This window comes from Anatilimnocola aggregata (assembly GCF_007747655.1).
Taxonomy (GTDB): domain Bacteria; phylum Planctomycetota; class Planctomycetia; order Pirellulales; family Pirellulaceae; genus Anatilimnocola; species Anatilimnocola aggregata.
Window position 1 is genome coordinate 23,841 of record NZ_CP036274.1, and the last position, 16,826, is coordinate 40,666.

13 protein-coding genes are annotated in these 16,826 nt (G+C 58.3%); 1 reads left to right on the forward strand and 12 read right to left on the reverse strand.

The features are described 5' to 3' along the window. Positions 1-9 precede the first annotated feature (9 nt). On the forward strand, positions 10-1,323 hold the full coding sequence (locus ETAA8_RS00115; RefSeq protein WP_145083085.1) for a DUF1552 domain-containing protein: 1,314 nt from the start codon (positions 10-12) through the stop codon (positions 1,321-1,323). A gap of 433 nt (positions 1,324-1,756) precedes the next feature. Here the strand turns inward: ETAA8_RS00115 and ETAA8_RS35750 are convergent, their stop codons facing one another. The 12 genes from ETAA8_RS35750 to ETAA8_RS00175 all read right to left on the reverse strand — a co-directional run bounded on the left by ETAA8_RS35750 (position 1,757) and on the right by ETAA8_RS00175 (position 16,810). Next, positions 1,757-2,053 carry an integrase core domain-containing protein gene (locus ETAA8_RS35750; RefSeq protein WP_145083088.1) on the reverse strand — a complete coding sequence of 99 codons (297 nt, stop codon included), beginning with the start codon at positions 2,051-2,053 and terminating at the stop codon, positions 1,757-1,759. 415 nt (positions 2,054-2,468) lie between these two features. Beyond that, positions 2,469-3,713: a DUF2130 domain-containing protein gene (locus tag ETAA8_RS00125; protein ID WP_202921451.1), complete on the reverse strand. Its 1,245-nt coding sequence runs from the start codon at positions 3,711-3,713 to the stop codon at positions 2,469-2,471. A gap of 196 nt (positions 3,714-3,909) precedes the next feature. Continuing rightward, a complete protein-coding gene (locus ETAA8_RS00130; protein WP_145083094.1) occupies positions 3,910-4,794 on the reverse strand; it encodes a hypothetical protein in 885 nt (294 codons plus the stop codon). A 518-nt stretch (positions 4,795-5,312) separates the two neighbouring features. Next, a complete protein-coding gene (locus ETAA8_RS00135) occupies positions 5,313-5,576 on the reverse strand; it encodes a hypothetical protein (RefSeq protein WP_145083097.1) in 264 nt (87 codons plus the stop codon). Next, positions 5,573-6,925: a hypothetical protein gene (locus tag ETAA8_RS00140; protein ID WP_145083100.1), complete on the reverse strand. Its 1,353-nt coding sequence runs from the start codon at positions 6,923-6,925 to the stop codon at positions 5,573-5,575. Before ETAA8_RS00140 ends, ETAA8_RS00135 begins: the two co-directional genes overlap by 4 nt. A 232-nt stretch (positions 6,926-7,157) precedes the next feature. Beyond that, positions 7,158-8,909, reverse strand: a complete 1,752-nt coding sequence (locus ETAA8_RS00145) for a DUF6807 domain-containing protein (RefSeq protein ID WP_145083103.1) — start codon at positions 8,907-8,909, stop codon at positions 7,158-7,160. Positions 8,910-9,061: 152 nt separating this feature from the next. Continuing rightward, the gene (locus ETAA8_RS00150) at positions 9,062-9,925 is read right to left on the reverse strand and encodes a M15 family metallopeptidase (RefSeq protein ID WP_202921452.1); all 864 of its coding nucleotides are present in this window, start codon (positions 9,923-9,925) and stop codon (positions 9,062-9,064) included. 49 nt (positions 9,926-9,974) lie between these two features. Then, positions 9,975-11,165, reverse strand: a complete 1,191-nt coding sequence (locus ETAA8_RS00155) for a hypothetical protein (RefSeq protein WP_202921453.1) — start codon at positions 11,163-11,165, stop codon at positions 9,975-9,977. A 231-nt stretch (positions 11,166-11,396) separates the two neighbouring features. Further along, entirely contained in the window at positions 11,397-13,199 is a 1,803-nt protein-coding gene (locus ETAA8_RS00160) for a CocE/NonD family hydrolase (RefSeq protein WP_145083113.1), read from the reverse strand. 180 nt (positions 13,200-13,379) lie between these two features. After that, entirely contained in the window at positions 13,380-14,687 is a 1,308-nt protein-coding gene (locus tag ETAA8_RS00165) for a hypothetical protein (protein WP_145083116.1), read from the reverse strand. 220 nt (positions 14,688-14,907) lie between these two features. Next, a complete protein-coding gene (locus ETAA8_RS00170) occupies positions 14,908-15,603 on the reverse strand; it encodes an SGNH/GDSL hydrolase family protein (RefSeq protein ID WP_145083119.1) in 696 nt (231 codons plus the stop codon). Between the two features lie 28 nt (positions 15,604-15,631). After that, the gene (locus ETAA8_RS00175) at positions 15,632-16,810 is read right to left on the reverse strand and encodes a sialidase family protein (RefSeq protein ID WP_145083122.1); all 1,179 of its coding nucleotides are present in this window, start codon (positions 16,808-16,810) and stop codon (positions 15,632-15,634) included. Between the last annotated feature and the right edge of the window lie 16 nt (positions 16,811-16,826).

The window sequence follows — 16,826 nt, forward strand, 5'->3', positions numbered from 1 at the left end:
CGCACTTATATGAAACCCATTCCTCGCCGCCTCTTCCTGAAAAACGCAGGCATCGCGATCGGCTTACCGCTACTGGACTCCATGCTGCCAACGGGATGTCTTGGTGCCGCACCGGCCGCTTCGCCACGTCGCATCGTCTGTATCGGAGTTCCGTTCGGCTTCGATCCCACCGCGTTCGTGCCGGTCGCCGCCGGTCGAGACTATGTCTTGCCGTCGCACCTTGCTCATCTGGCCGCCTATCGCGACGACTTCACGGTGATCAGCGGCTTGAGCCATCCGAACACCGGTGGGGGCGGGCACAAAGCCGAGGCCGTCATGCTCACTGGCGCGCCGTATCCCGACTACTCGCACAATCTGAAAAACACCATCTCGGTGGACCAGGCATTTGCCGCCAAGCTTCGCGGTGAGACACGCTACGAGAGCTTCGCTCTGACCACGCAGGGCCAGTCGCTTTCCGTCACCGCCAATGGCGTCTCCATTCCCGCCATTGGATCGCCCTCAGCGGTTTTCAAGAAGCTCTTCCTCGCCGCCACGCCCGCCGAGATGGACGCCGAACTGCGCCGCATCGACGAAGGCCGCAGCATGCTCGATTTCGTCAGCGACCGCGCGAAGAATCTGAATCGCCAGATCAGCGGCGCCGATCGTCAGCGGGTCGACGAATACTTTGAATCAGTTCGCGACGTGGAACGCCAACTGAAAATGACGCGCGAGTGGGTGAATCGCCCCAAGCCTCCAGCGATCGGCGGCGAGCCGAAAGACATCGGCGACAACCAGCAGCAGCAGGCGAAGTTCCGGTTGATGATCGACATGATCCATCTGGCGCTTGTCACCGATTCCACTCGAGCTATCAGCCTCATGACCTTCGGCATGCATCACGATCTGTCTCATCACGGTAAAGAGCCGAAAAAGCTCGCCGCCTGCCGCCAGGTCGAGGTTGAACTGATGCTGGCCTTCGGCGGCCTGCTCGGCAAGCTCAAGAACGCGAAGGAAGGTGGATCAACGCTGCTTGATTCCACCATGGTGATGATGACCAGCAACCTGCGAGACGGAAACACGCACTGGACTTACAACCTTCCTGTGATCCTCGCGGGCGGCGGCTTCCGACACGGCCAGCACCTCGCCTTCAACCGTTCTTATCTGGACGAGGTGAGTCAGGAACTCAAGCCAGCACCGGAAACGAAGATCAAATCCGAAAAGAAGATCCCGTTGATGGGCCAGGATCAGCAACCGCTTTGCAATCTTTACACGTCCATGTTGCAAAGAGGCGGCGTGGAGATCGAGCGTTTCAGTTCCGCCACCGGCTCCCTCAATGGGCTCGTGTGACGGACGGATTATTGATCGTCAGCAAATGAAGTGTCAGGACGACCAACGGGAGTCCGTAAATACCGGTTCCGCGTTGCTCCGCCGTGCTGACAACCCGTAAGGTCAAAATACTCGGCCGACGTGCAACGACCAAGTAGAATGGCACTTAGTTCGAGTTTCGCGGTTTTAGGCGGCGAGAGAAGCGACGCGTAGTAAGGTTTTTCTGAGTTTTCGACTACCCGGTCCGGTGCGCTGATCCACCAACTTTTCGCTTGACGCCTGTTCAACGGTTTTGCGGTGGATTCCGGGAAAACGGCGGCGTTTCCGTGGCGTTCGGCTGAGCGAACACCGTGGTTCTTTGGAAATTGAATGCCGTGTGCGGCTGGAACTGCTGCTCCGCGCGCAGTCGGAGCGTCGTCCCGCTGAGTCATCGCGTTGGCGCGGCGAACGCCGGTCACGCGGCGCGACGGAGCTTCACGATCGGCAAGTGCTTTCGTTCCGCATGAAACGCGACCTGCAAGTCGACCTTTCCGCCCGGCCGTCCCTTGACCAAGGACGACGGCTTGGCGCACGGCGCGCCTCTGGGCCAGTTCGACCGCGGCTCGAATCGGAGCCGACGGTTCTCCGGAAAACAGCGGTGGTAAACCTCGTTCGGCGTGCAGCCTTGCAAGGTCGTATGCGGCCGATGTTCGTTGTACCAATCGAAGAACGAAGTGAGTTCTCGGCGAAACTCCTGTCGTCGCCCCGGCATGATCGTCGACCAACCGAGGAGATAGGTCTTATTCGTTGCCGGCGGCGGCTTTGGCGGCGGAGTTGTTAGCGTCGGCGGCGGCTGTAGATCTGCGGAAGCTGAAGAAGCATCCGCGCGGCGTGAATAAGCCGCTGCTGATGCTTCGCACTGCTACGCTTCGGCAGCGGCGTGAATAAGCCGCTGCCGAAGCGTAGCAGTGCGAAGCATCAGCCGCACGTTTCCACGGACCGCGTGTTAGCCGACGCAAAGCGGAAAAAGCAACTTGCGGCCGGCAAGACGAAATCTCGCGCGACGTGGTGACCTACAGAGGGCTGGTGACCGTGGTGCAAATGATCTCATCGCCTGTCCGAATCCCAATCGCGAAAAAACCGCTGTAGATCGACTCGTACCTTCGCTTACGCATCCGAGCTGCGATCTAAACTTCCCGTTGATCTTCAATCAGCATCGTCTCCAGCCCTGCAATCTTGGGCAGTGAAGCGCCGATGATGCCTTGCAAATCGCCATATAAGCTGGTCGTATTCATAATCGCCCGCTCTAGCTGCTTTTCACGCTTCGACCATTGCTTCTTGAAAGCGCGTTTTTCGCTCTCCAAATCGGTTTGCATCGTGGCGAACGCTTCCGCAATTCCACCAACTCGATGTGCGAACTCGCTGCTAGCGAGATAATTGTAAACGAGCTCTTGTTTTGCGTGTTGTCCTACCAACGCGACCCGAGCCTTACCCACTTCGATCAAGCCGTGACGGAGCGCCGTGGCGAGCGACTTTGCTGCCGCCCAGCCGCAGACCCAGACGCCTTCAACGGGTGCAAACCCTTGGATGCCATCGGGCAGCGTTTCCGAAACGATCACGACAACGTCGGCTCGTGATGCGCGAGCATCATCTCGTGCCTTCGCCAGCCAATCGCCGCCCCACCTTTTTGTCCGTTTTGATTCCCACAGGATGCGGCCACATGCAGTGCCGGAACCGTTGATGGCCACTTGCATGCAGTCGCCACCCAAAACACCCTTACTGACCGGCGCAATCTCGTCTGTCGGAAATGTATCCGCCAACATTCGCTCCAGGGCAAGCTCTTGGACCTCGCCTTGCAGTTGCTGCGAGCCTTGCTCGATCTTCCGCTGCATCTCACGTAGCTTGACCGTCATGTCAGCGATCGTCTTGTCTTTCTCGGCTTGCTTGAACGCATGCTCTACATCGAACTGGGCCTTGGCTTCCGTGATCAATTGCGATCGTTGAGCGTCCAACTGACGTTGTACTTCCAATTTCAACGAATCCTTTTCGGACTGCAATTGTCGCTGCATTTTTCGCAGATCCAACTCCTGCATGCGAGCCGAGTCCAGAGACGTCGACAACTCCTTGAGTCGTTCGTCGCGGTCGGCAATTTCGACAGCAACCGCATCCTCGGCGCGCTTCTTTGCCTCAGTCAGCAATACCGTTCGTTGCTGCTCGACCTGAGTGCGAATTTGCTCTGCAACTGCTTCTCGGTCTTTATCCAATTGCAGCTTTTGGCGCGCAACTTCCTCACGTTGCTTGTCGAGCTCCCGCTGACGTGTTGCAGCATGGGCGTCGAGTTCACCACGGATCTGTGATGCGACTTGAGTCCGCATCAGTTCAGTGAGTTCAATTTCGTGATTGCAGTTGGGGCATGAGAGGGTGTTGTTCAAGCGTTGTGTTCCGTTTTGGCGAGGATTCGTGTTCATGTCTGTTGATAACGGACGCTGCATAACTCTGTCCGAGAAAAACATCCGAAATCGAAAAGCCAATTCCCAAGGAACACCCGGCGATTGAGGTAGCAACCGTCTGCCCGGCGATCGCTTCGCCAACACAGTTGTCTGGCGAGTTGACCATGCCTTCGATAAATCAGTAGGCGACGATTTTTGCAGCGTCCACTAGCTGCTGGGGCGTGGGTGTGCAGGCCAGCAGCTGCTCCCACTTGCTTGCGACTGCGGCAATCTTGGGCTGTGATGCCCCAGAGTCTCTGGCGATCTTTTTTAGCAGCTCGGTCGCCGCAGGATCATTTTTGCTTCCGCCCAGAATCCGCATCATCTGATCTCGATTGCGACGGCCAGCGAGCCCAGACGATTGCAGGACGGCCGCAACCTCGATCAATCCGAATAACGTCGTCGGATTTGCCTTGACGACAGATCGAAGTGAACGCAAAGTCTCGATCAACTTCGCGTCGTCGCCGAGTGCGGAATAGACGCACGCCATGCGACGTAGAATTCCATGCGCCGGATAGGTCAAGGCGAGCTTTTTAACGAAAGCATCAAGCCCAGTTGTTCGCCAAGCGTCGGCAAAACTCTCAAACTCAACTTGATCGGACGCAACTGCGGCCATGCCACCAATTCGAGTCCAGTGCAACAAGGGAAACGGACGGGCGCTTTCGGGCACCGAGGCAATGAAACGCCCGATCGACTGGTGATCCGTACTGTCGCAGCCAATCCCTTTTGCCAAGAACTCGCGAGCCAAATCCCAGTTGCCGTCGATCGCCTCGATCTCACTGCGGAACTGATACTGCCGCTGCCGGTCACGCTCATCGGAAAATTGCTCAATCGCCTTCTCGCTCGTTTCGCGTACCTCATCCGCTGCGCGATCACCCGCGAGCAACAGAAATATCTCCGATTGAACCTGAGTTCCCAAAGCTTCGCCACATACCTTGCTGCGTACTGCTTCGGGAAAAACGCTTCCATACACTTCGCGGAATAAACCACCGAGCGTTTGGTAGTATTCTGCAACTAAGCTCATCTTTTCGCAGACGCTTTGATGATCAAAGCAATCATTCAAGTGGACCGATTGCACTACAATCGCTCGCATCAGATCTGAAGCGTACTCCCAACGACCAGAGATGTGAGGAATAAGCGAGTCGATTGATTCGAATCGTTTTCGGCCCTCGAACAAGTCGCCGCTATGATTGCATGCGGTTAGCCGGATATTCGGAACACAACCAACAACACCCGTAGGAGCGCCGTCAGCTTCTGAATACGTCTGCGTAGCTGCAATATTTCCCGCTGCAGCTGAGACACGTCCGTGTCGACGGCATCGACGGTCACAACGGGGGCGTCCGGTTTCGTCAGCCAGCCACGGGCCGTCGAACGGGGGACGCCTCGTTGAAGGGCGCAGTGGATGTCCCGCGTGGTGCGGACCAGATTCCGGAGACGGTGATCGTAACGACGTAGCGTGCGAGTTGCGGTGGCCATCACCCGATCATGATTGCCCCCACCGGCAGAGCAACCGGGCGGATGGCAATCAACGGCCCGGATCGGCTAAAATGGCGAGAACTCGCGCACAAAAGTGCTAAAGGTCGTGACACGCAGCAGGGCGTAATGTTGCTGGTCGCCGCGCCGGCGCGAAACGTCATCGAGGGCTCGGCCGAGCGTGCCTCCGAAGATAAACATAGCAGCGTCGCGACGACCAGAAGAGAAAGTGATCGAGAGGGCATGATATTTGTCCGTGAGAAAATGGTATCGCGAGTTATAGGTCGAGGTGAGAGTGTTCACGGGCTGCCCTGCGGTTTTCGGCGCTTTCATGGTTTCTTTTCGGGCGACTCGGCTTTCGTTAGCTCCTGAATCTTCTTCGCGCTCTCGACAACGATCTTCGCACCGGCATCGGCGGCAAGGAAGCTGCACTCCGTCGCGCCGTATCCTCCTTCGCGCACTGCCTGCTCGGTCGGAATATAGACGACGAACGGCGAGCCGCGACCGGAGTATGCGACACCGAGAATGAACGTGTTCGGCAGCGGCGAGAGCTGCGTGAGATCGAGCTGATGTTGGATAAACGGCTCGCCGGGGATCGCCGTCAGCGCGAGGTTCTTGTCGACGACGACGGTCAACAGTCCGACGTCGGTCGTACCGCTGCCGTTGCGATTCGGGATCGTGAGCAGGCTCTCGGCAACGTCGATCGTCGCCCGCGCGCTCTCGGGCTTCGTCTTCAAATCAGCCGAGATATTCAGAGCCCGCTTGCCGAGCGAGATGCCGGCCTGCTTGGGAATGTTGAATCGATTCTCGCCGCGCAGATTGTGCAAGTCATACGGATCGAGGTCCCCCTGTGCTCCTTGCAGATAGAGCGCCAAGCAATCGGGCCCAAGCTGCTCTTCGACGTAGTCGACCATCCCGCCGGGAAAATCTCGCGATACGGAGCCGGCACCCATCGTCGCCACCGGATGACACGCGTACTGCACCGCCAGCGCGCGCGGCTTGCCCGAGAGGTCTTCGATCCGGACGACGCCGATCGTCGGATCAATCGGACTCGTCGGCCTGCGATCAGGGTTCTCCCAGAAAGGCGATGCGAGGCCGTTCTTTACGAGCCTGCGGTTGTGTGCCATGTACGCACTTTCGAACGTTCCTTTGCCGGAGACGATTCGCGCGAGGAACATCGACTTCGTCGCTCGGCCGATCGCTTCGACCACCTTCGCTTCCGTTGCCGCGTACCACGGATCGGCCGACAGCGCCGGCCAGTCAATCACGTCGGCCGGAGCACGCGGCAGTCGGGTCCAGTCGGGCTGCGCCGGTGGTTTGATGAGCAGGCCGCGCGGGTTCATGCCGGCGTGGGTATGCGTGGCGCTGAGGATCACTTGATCGACACCGAACTTGGCCTTCGCCTCATCCACGACCTTCCGTGACGCGAACACGATCAGATCGAGCGACACGATCGCGACCGAGGTGTCGCCGTTTCGGAGTACGAGCACGCGCGCGTAGAGCGAATCGCGCGGTTCGAGCGGAATGCCTGCGATGTTCACCGCGGTGTGGGGCTCCGGCGTAATCTCGACCTTCGCCGTGCCCGCCATGAGCCGGCCGGCCGGCGGCGTAGCGCCGCGCGAGGCGTTCGTCTCGCCGGCGAGAATCAGGATCGCGATTAGGGAAACGACGAACGTTTTCATGCGGTTATTTCTTGATTGGATCGGTACTTGCGGCGGGTAAGCGGCCGCGGATCGTTTACGCGACCTGTTGCGGCTGAAGCTTGGTGCCTTCGGCGGTGTAATGCGCCGCCGTCCCAAGACTTCGTCGGATGTTTCGCGACGCGCGCGTAAAGATCGTCCATCGGAAATGCCGGACTTCGCGATGTACGGTACGGCGACAACGAGATTCGATCTTAAGATGTTCATGGCGAGTCTATTTCGCGTTTTCGAGTTCGAGGGCTTCGCGGAACTTGGCGAGTGATTCCGCTTCGTTGCCTTGAGCGGCGTACGCGTGGCCGAACATGCGCAGGATCTTCACGCGCCAGACCGGCGCCACCGTCACTCCGTCGAATTGCTTGAGAGTCTCAAGAGCTTGCTCTGGCTTCGCGCGATCGATCGCTTCGCGGGCGATGGCGAGCGTGGCGTGCAGCGGCATCCAGCCTGCGTTCTTGCCGCTGAGTTCGATCACCTTCCGATACGTGGCGACCGCCTGCGCGCCATCGCCGACGACGTTCAAATAGTTGTCCGCCAGGCCGATCCAAGCACTCAGATCTTTCGGGTCGAGCGTGAGCGCGGCCTTGTAGTCGGCCTCGGCGTGCGTCCCCTTTTTGACGACGGAATACGCGGCCGCTCGCAACCGGAGCGCCTCGCTCTTCTCGGCCGCGAACTCCGCCGGCCACGCTCTGAAATCGACGCCCGCATATCGATCGACCAGCGAGCCAGACTTGTAGCTTTGCAGCAGCGACTTCATCACCAGAACGGCCGCCTTGGGATCGGCCGTGTACGCGAGATACTGCTCGGCGACACCGCCGGAGTTCGGGTCGCCGTGGTGAAAAAAGAAGCGATGCCGCAGCGTGAGGCTGCCGCCTGCGGAAATTTCATAGTCCCCTGAGTGCGAAGCGCAGGCCGGGCAGTTCGCCCCTTTTGACGGCGCGCAGATCAGCGTCCGATGGTCGCCGTAGTTTCCTTTGAAGTGATCGGTGCCGAACCGGTTGGCCGTCATCAACCCATAGGTTCGGGCATGCCAATGAGTAGGAAAGCGAAGATTCGTCGGATGGTCGAACATCGCAATACCGACGGTCTTCCCCGAGGCGTCGGGCCCGAAGTAATCGGTCCACTCGGCGCGCTTCCCCCAAGCGTCGGCGTTCTTGTCGCCCTGGCTGTTCACGATGGAGCCGGCGAACTTGTTCCCCTTCTCGTCTTCGGCCTTCATCGTTCCGGCGACGCGTACCAAGAGGCCGCCGTCGCGCTTGTCGCCGAACTTCAACGGGCTGTCCGAGGCATGTAGCTCGGTGTCGTAGTCGAGCAACGTCTCGCCGCGCGGGAGCGGCGTAACCGCGAGGCGGACTCGTTCGCGCAGCAATCGCTTGCCGTCGCCGAGCCACTCGTTCCAAAAAATCGCTTCGCCTGTCGCTCCGGACGTGAGCCGCTCGATCTTCTCCAGCTTGATCTCGGCCGTATGGCCGGCGAGCTTCTTGCCGGGAGCCCACCAGAAGTTGAAGCCGTTCACGTCGCTGTGCGAGAAGCGGATCGAGCGGTGCCAGGGATGATCTTGCTCTTCGCCGGGCATGCCCGCCTTCATCGGGTAGTGGCGAGTGACGCTCTCGCCGTTCGGCCCGACGATCGGATAAAGAAACGGCGCAACCCAGTCCTTGGTTCGCCACTCGGTGAAGAGCTTGCCATCGACCTCAAAGCGAATCGCTTCGGCCGACTCAGTAACTTTCACTTCGGCGCGCGCAAAGTTCGACGAGAGCACGAGCGAGCAGCACGCGGCGGTGAGCAATATGCGACGAAGCGAACGTTGGAGCGGCATAACGTGTCCGTTGAAGGTTTCTACTTGCTGTTTCTCTTGGGTGGCGACGACGGCCTTTGTCAGCGCGACGCGGTAAACGGGGATCGTCATCTTCGCTTCGTCGATCCGCTGGATCTCCGCCTGCGCCTCGGCGACCTTCCCTTGCTCCAGCAAGTTCGTGGATTGCGCGATCGCTGCCGACGACGGTTTGAATTCGTTGTTCGTATCCTACACACGGGTTCGAGGTTGATGCGTTAGCATGCGATGGGTGGTTATTACATTCGTTGGATCGTTTCTTTTTAGTCGCCCAGCTTGTTATTGAAATGCTACACGACGACCACACGATCCGTGGCTCGTTGCAGTGCCGAGGCAATTTCGCGCTCGATCACCGGCAATGGATTGAGCGGGCTCAGCGGGTCATCGACCGGGGTCACTCGATTCGTGCGAGGATCCCAATGCACCGGCCCAAATCGCGCGGGAGCCGCTCGACCGCTCAGGATATTCCCCAGCGCGTCGCCTTGATTGAAATGCCAAAACTCGAAAGGAAAATGCACAAAGCCGCGCGCTTCGAGCATGGCGGTGATTTCCAGCCGATTTCGGAGCGAGTCCTCGTCGACAAACGGCGATCGCATCGGCGTTTGCTCGCTCATCTCCAGATACGGTCTCCCGCGCCACACCTCGCTGCCTTCGTCGCGTCGAAAGACCGAAACATCAATGGCTGAGCCCGACATGTGTGTGCCAATCTTCGGGATGTTCGCAATGAGCACGATCGCTCGGCGAAAAACAAATTCGGCCGACGGGATCTCGCCACCGATTTCCCAGATGCACTTTTTTAGAATGCTGTCGAACAGTTCGGGCTTGCGCACCAACGAGCCTTGCATTTCTAACGATCGATAGCCGTCCTCGATCTTCAATATCCAGCCACGTTGGTTCATGTCGCGGCCGACGTCCATCACGGCCTGAACGAGACTCTCGCGCATGAAGAACACGCGATCGAGTTCTCCGGCGATCTTCGTGTCTGAAAAGAGCATCTCGATGCCTGCTGTTTCCGCAGCGTCGCGCAGCGATGCAAAGCCTTCGCCGCACTCCGCGACCTCGAAGGGGAGAATCTGCTGCACCAGTTCGTAACCGAGTTGCATCTGTTCGGCCCAGTACGCGCGTCGCGCCACTTCGTCAGTACAAGTCGTCATGGTGTTATTGGCTTGCATTGTGTTGGTTGCGGGAGTATTGAACCGTGTGCTATTTGGATGTGGGTTTAATCGACTCAAAGATATCGGCGAGCGCTTTGTCGGCGAGTCGTCCCAATTCTTTGAGAATCAACGGCTCGGCCTCGGGAAGTAACTTGGACGATTCCGGCTCGTAGCCGCCGTACTCATGTGACTTGGCGGTGCAGATGTAACCGAGGTTGCCATTTGCGTAGCCGATCACAATGGGGATGGCCCGATCGGCAATCGCTTTCTCAATCTGGAAACCATATTCGACCATGGGTTCGCCGGGGATGGTGAGCAGCAGGTAATCGCCGATACGCATCGCCTGCATCTCACAGGCGAGTGGCTCTTTCTTGCCAGGAAGTTCAATCACGCTGCTGGCGCACTTGAGTGGATAGATCGTCTTGCGTTTGGCGAGCTCCTCACGGACGACACTGCGGTCGGCGGCGCGCACGACAGCACAACCGAGGCTGCGGCCGGTCCATTTGATGTCCGCCTCGTCGCCGCAGCGATAAGGGACCCCGGGCAGGTTGGGCCGAATGTCTCCCGCGCAGCCTTGCAGGAACAGTGTCTGTGTCTTTGGGCCGTAAACAGTTTCGACGAACGTTTGTGCCTCGCCGGGGAAATCAGCACTGATCTTGGGAAAACCCTGTGGAAATGGCGGCGTGAGCTTGTCGCCCCAGGTGAATACGCACGGATGACAGACCGCGTGCATGAGTATGCTCATCGGTTCGAGCGTCCGCCCATCATCGAAGCGGAGCACCTTCACACGATGATCGCACGGGCCATCGGGATTAAGTCGAAAGAGAGCACGTCCATCGATCACTTTGCGGCGGTTGATGTTGAAGTCAATCCGGTCCTCCCCATAGCCGATAGTCACAGGCCGCATGGTTTTAGCTGCCTCGCCAGCGGCAGCGCCGAGTTTCGCGACCATCTCGCGGCTCCAGGCTGACTCACGTGACCAGCCAGGACCGGAGTGGTTGTGCGACGTTGCGACCATAATATTCTCGCGCGGTATTTCCGTTTTCAGAGCGATCACATCGCGCAATGCGGCCACCATCTCGCCGGACGCGCTGATCAAGTCGAGCGTGACAATCGCGGCCCGGGTCTGTTCATTCGCCAACAACAGAACTCCGGCGCGAATCGGATCGCGCACGCCATTCGTCGGACGAACATGCCCGACGACAGGTGTATCAGCCGGCGGAGTGATGTCGATTTTCACGACGCTCGCACGCAGATTCGATTCGACTCGAAAGTGAGAGCTATCCTCCGCAAGCGAGTAACTCGCGAAAACGATCAAAACGCTACAGGTCCATAAAAATGTCCAATGCCAAGCGGGTTTCATTTCGAATTGTCCTATTGTTCATCGAAAAGCTGAGGTCGAGTATTCGAGATTGTCGGCGGTAAATTAACCTCCAAACCGAAGGTGAACGAAGTGGATATGTCGGGAGGTTCAACGGCGAGGAATAACGGGTAGGACGATATGCGAGGCGTGGTCTCGATCGTGATAGACCGTTTGTTTTGCGACAACCGAGTCTGTCTCTAGTCCAACATTGTCCGCGCCGGTATTGAGGTTGCGTAAGTAATACGGAAAGAAGCTGCTGGAGATTTCGATGCGGAGGCGGTGCCCCTTCGCAAAGGCATTTCCGGTCGCCCGCCAAAACTCGATCGTATATGGGTAGATAGTGTTCGGCTCAATGGTGCTAAGTCGGCTGGGGTTGTAAGCACCTTCGTTCTCGGGGTCGCGATGACGAGCACGCATCACACCTTCACAAAGGAACGCTGCTGTACCGTCTGGGTGAACGTCGATCAGGCGAATCATCCAGTCGGTATCGCGGGCACTGGTGGCCGCGAATAACTTCGCGGTGATCGGGCCAACGAGTTCCACTTCTTCTTCCAAGACGGGAGTCGTGTAAATCAGCACGTCAGATCGCGTCTCGGCCCGTCGCACGTCGCGCGGGCCGGCGATATGCCCATTGACGAAGTGCGGCGACGGCATCGGGTCGGTCGGATCATAGGTGTAACCATCCGGTGGTTCGTCGGCCGGTGCGTTGATGCTCAGAGTCCCATCGCCGCCAGAGCCATTCGCCTTGCCGGCGCTGTGCAAAAAGTACTTCGTCCACTGCGTTTCGGGGAGCGGCCAATCGCTCGCGGTGCGCCATTCGTTTCGCCCCATAATGAAGACGTGGACCGGCGGATCTTTAAGCACACCGTTGTCAATCTGCTTCAGATGATAGTCAAACCAGCGACACACATAGCCATCCCAGTCGATGACCGAACTGGCTCCGAAGTCGGCATAATCCACTTTGGGACTGAGATTGATCTGGTGATTCCAGGGACCGATGACCATGCGTGCCTGCCGTGCTTCGGGCGTGCCCCCGTGCTGTTTCATCGCCAGGTAGTTAGAGGGCGTGCCGGAGAAGTTGGCATCAAACCATCCCGAAATGCCCAGTGATGGGACTTGGACGCGGGCTGATTGCTCAGGGGTCTGATAGGCGATCGCCCGCCAGTAGTCGCCATCAGCCGTGTTCTGTCTGATCCAGGTTTCAAACCACTTTGCGTGACCAACTCCCCGATGCTTTGCCAGGTCGATGTATGGTAGGCGGCGGTAATCGACGTCGCGAGTTTCGGCAAAGCCACCATAGGCACCTTTGCCAACAACGTTCATCGTGCGATTCGCCATCAGAGCCGCCCAATCCATGGCCCAGCCCACGAGAACACCATTTTGATACGGGCCATTGAAAAACTGATCCGGAGGCGCGACTTCGGGAACAATACACTTCAACGACGGCGGTGCCTGCGTGGCTGTCCACCATTGCGTCCAGCCCAAATAGGACTGCCCGTAAGTCCCCACTCGGCCATTGCACCAAGGTTGTTTCGCGACCCATTCAACCAAGTCGTAGCCGTCGGATTTGTGCAGCGGCGAAAAGGGATCCCACTCGCCTTCGGAACCAAAGCGACCACGCACGTCCGAGTTGATTACCACATAACCGCGTTGAGCGAACCATCGTGCTCGCACCGCCATCGTCCCTTTGCCGTAAGGCGTCTGGCAAAGGATCGCAGGAAAACGCCCGTCGCCTGCGGGCCTATAGATGTCGAGCGCAATCGACATACCATCGCGCATCGAGACCTTCTGGTTGTGTAACTCCACGACCTTGTGATCCGCGGCAGAGATCCGCCCGGGATTAGGTGCCTGAGCCAACAAGCTCGCGGGCGAGAAGGTGATGAGGGTCAGCACGAACAAGAAATACTTCATCACGTTGGACCCGACTGATTGGCTTGGACTGCTGGATGGCACGAAGTTGACGATCACAAAGTTGACGATTGTTGCTGGGGATTTGCTAATGCGCTCGCCACGCTGTTGACGAGTGCAACTGCCGCTTCTCTTTCACCAGACGGGCTGTGAGGGGGCTGGACTCAATGGCCGTTTTCAGATTCACGGCTTCTCCGTTCCCGTTGGTGTGCCGTCCAGTGCCAACAATTGCTTGATTGCCGTCACCCCCGTATTCACCATCCGTTCGCCTGCGTCACCGGAGACGAAGCTGCACCGGTTCACGTCCGCCCCATAGCCGCCCTCTTTGACGGCTTGGACCGTCGGCACATAAATAAGAAAAGGCGAGCCAGCACCACAATAGGCATAACCAAGGAGAAACGTGCTGGCGAGTGGAGATTTTGCAGTCAGATCGAGTTGGTGCTGAATGAAGGGTTCCCCGGGAATGGTCACCAGCGCCAGATCGTCGTTGATCACCGCGGTCATGACACACGCCTCCGTAACCTTGTCACCGTTCCGGTGTGGCAGCTTCACCAGGTTCTCTTTCACCTTGATAGACGAACTCCTCGCGTCTTGCCGTGATTTCATGGTTCTTGCGACTCGCAGGGCACCCTTCCCGAGGGAGATTCCGGCTTGCCGCATCAAATTGAAACCATGTTCGCCATGCAGACGCATGTCGTAAGGATCCAGATCGCCTGCCGCCCCCTGAAGAAACATGGCCATGCAATCGCTGCCCAGTTTCTGCTCCACATAGTCAACCATGGCGCCGGGAAAATCCCGAGAAAGAACCCCTGACCCCATCAGCCCAACGGGATGACAGGCGTAGTGGACCAGGAACGCCCGTGGGTTGCCCGAGCGATCGTTGACCTGCATGACCCCCACCGTCGGGTCAATTGGTTTGGTCGGTAGTCGCTTCGGGTTATCCCACATATCGGTGACTTTTCCATCCGCGCCGACAAGTCGCCGGTTGTGCGCCATATACGCGCTCTCAAAAGGCCCGCGCCCGGCCACAACCTGCGCCGGAAAGAGATTTGTGCTGGCCTCACCGATCGCGGCGACGATCTTCGCCTCTGTCGCGGCATACCATGGATCCTCCGACAAACCTGGCCAATCCACGGTCACTCCGGGGTCGTCCTGGACATAGTCCCAACCCCAAGATCGTACGGCGCCGGTCGGGCACAGTCCCCTGGGTATCATCGACGTGTGTGTATGCGAGGAGCTGAGGATCACATGGTCAACCTTCCACTTTGCCTTGGCCTCTGTAATCACTTTCTTTGAAGAAAAGAGAATCAGATCCAGGGAGACGATCGCCAAGGAAGTCTCGGCGTTCTTGAGCACCAGCACCCGCGCGAAGATGGGATCATGGATGTTGGCGGGGGGCGTCTTCTTTCCACCGGCAACCGCCGGTGGATCCGGCAAGCGCCAAGACTCACCTTTAGCAGATATGAACGCCTCGTCCGGAGTAATATCCACTTTGGCAATGCCTGCCGAAAGCGAACCTGCATGATCTGCGCTGCAAACACTGCCTCCCATTCCAACAGTCATAAAAATGACAGAAATGACTGCGAGGAAATTGTTGTCGCGACCGCCGCAACGGAAAGTGTTGGAACGCGGACGGGCGTCGGGGAGTGAGGGAGTCTGGGGGGAGCATGTCATATATATGTGGAATCTTATTCAGATAGGAAGTTCGCATTTACTTCGCTGCGGGCGCAACAGGCAACAAGGGCGTGATGGCTTGCGCGACCTGTTTGGACTGAATCGCGGTTCCTTCCGCCGTGTAATGCACGCCGCCACCGTCCCATAGCTTCGTCGGATGCTTGGCTACTAGCGTGTAAAGGTCATCCACGACGATGCCTGCTTCGGCGATGGGCTCGGCGGCGACTCGGTTCTTTTCGATGACATCCGTGTCTGGTGCGTCGTCCTTTTTCTGGCAGGGCGTGGTCGTGGCCCAGATGAGTTTGGCGTTGGGTGCATGACGCTTAAGCGTGGCGATCACCACGGGCAAGCCGGTTCGCAAATCTCCGGCGCTTCCGTGCAGTCCGAAATTGAAGTGGATGACGGAGTAAGCATTCTGCCGCAGCACGAGTTTTATCTCGTCGAGCAAAGCAGGATCGTCCGCGGCCTTGGAGGAGCCGAGGACGGAGACGTATGCCTTGTCCTTGAGTGCCGTGCCGACTTCGGCCGCGTAACGAACGGTAATCGAATCGCCGATGAGCAGCACCAGCGGCAGGTCGGGGCCGTTGGCCGTCTTGGTCTTGAGCGAGATCGTCGTCCAGTTCTGCGACTCGCGCGGCTTCTTATAGTTGTACGGATCTTCGGCCCAAGCATGGGTCATGGCCGTGGCGGTAAACAACAGGGTTGCAGTGATGTTGAGCGATTTGTGGTTCATTGGTTGAGTTGCCTTGGAGTGACGTAAGTTATCGTTGGCCGGTGGCCTTGTTGATCAGTTGGCGTAGCTTCGTGGCAGGTCCTGGTTTGCCAGCAATGATGTCGGCTTCGTTGGTGGTAGCCAACAGGATTTCTCGATCTGATGAGCGGCCTCGATCATAGATAAAGTAAAGCTTGCCTTCAGAAGTCTCGACGGCGTCGGGATACGACACCTGGCTGCGATCGTCGAGCAGCATGCGGTGCGGCCAGGTTTTGCCTTCGTCGTCCGAGAGCATGGCCGTCAAATGACTGCGTTGGGCGAGCAACGATCCTTCTCGCAAGAAACCAACGTGGTTGATCATGAGGATGCGCCCGGAGCGCAGACGGCGGATGTGAAAGCGCGAGCCAGGTCCGTTGATAGCGGAGCGAACAGGCGGACTCCAGGTGCCTCCGCCGTCCTTCGAGGTAGTCTCCGCAATGCCGTCCTTGATGCGCATCGGCATCCACAGGGTGCTATCGTTGCGCTCGATGATCATGTGTTCCATGCCGCCGCCACTGGCATTGCCAATCCACTCGGCATTGCGGCCTGGAGCACCACCGATCCATGTGAAGCTCTTGCCTTCGTCGCGCGACCGCACGATTCCAGCACCGTGGGCTCGATCGTTCCAGTGAGCCACGGGCAGCAACCATGTGCCATCTCGCAGCACGGTCGGCTTGTTCAGCATGATGCCGTCAGCGATTCGCACCGGTGTTGTCCATGACGAATCGGCACGCCCAGGATGTTCGCAGATCGTGAACCACACACCCCAGCGACCATCGTGCAACTGCTTTGGCGCGTTGTTCTGACAGTAAAACAGCATCAAACGCCCATCTGGCGTGGTCCAGAAACAGGGATCAAAGGTACGCACGGTGTTGGGAGGATCGATCGCCAACACCGGCTCAGTCCATGTGGCACCGTCATCACCACTCGTGACCACGACGACGTAGTTCTCTTTCGACTCCTCGCGTCCACCCGAATACCAAGCCGCCCACAGCCGACCTGACTTGGCATCACGCTCAATGGTCGGCACACCTTGGTAAAGCCGAGCCGCCGATTGATACTCGGGACCTGGTTGGGTGTTGAGCGCTGTTACGGCGAGAGCTTCGTCTTTGATGGCTTCGTCAGCTTTTGCCGTGATCGATATCAGAAGCAACAGGGTGGCAGTGAGCGTTCGGCTGGGTGCAGTCATGTCTGGGCTTCTCAGT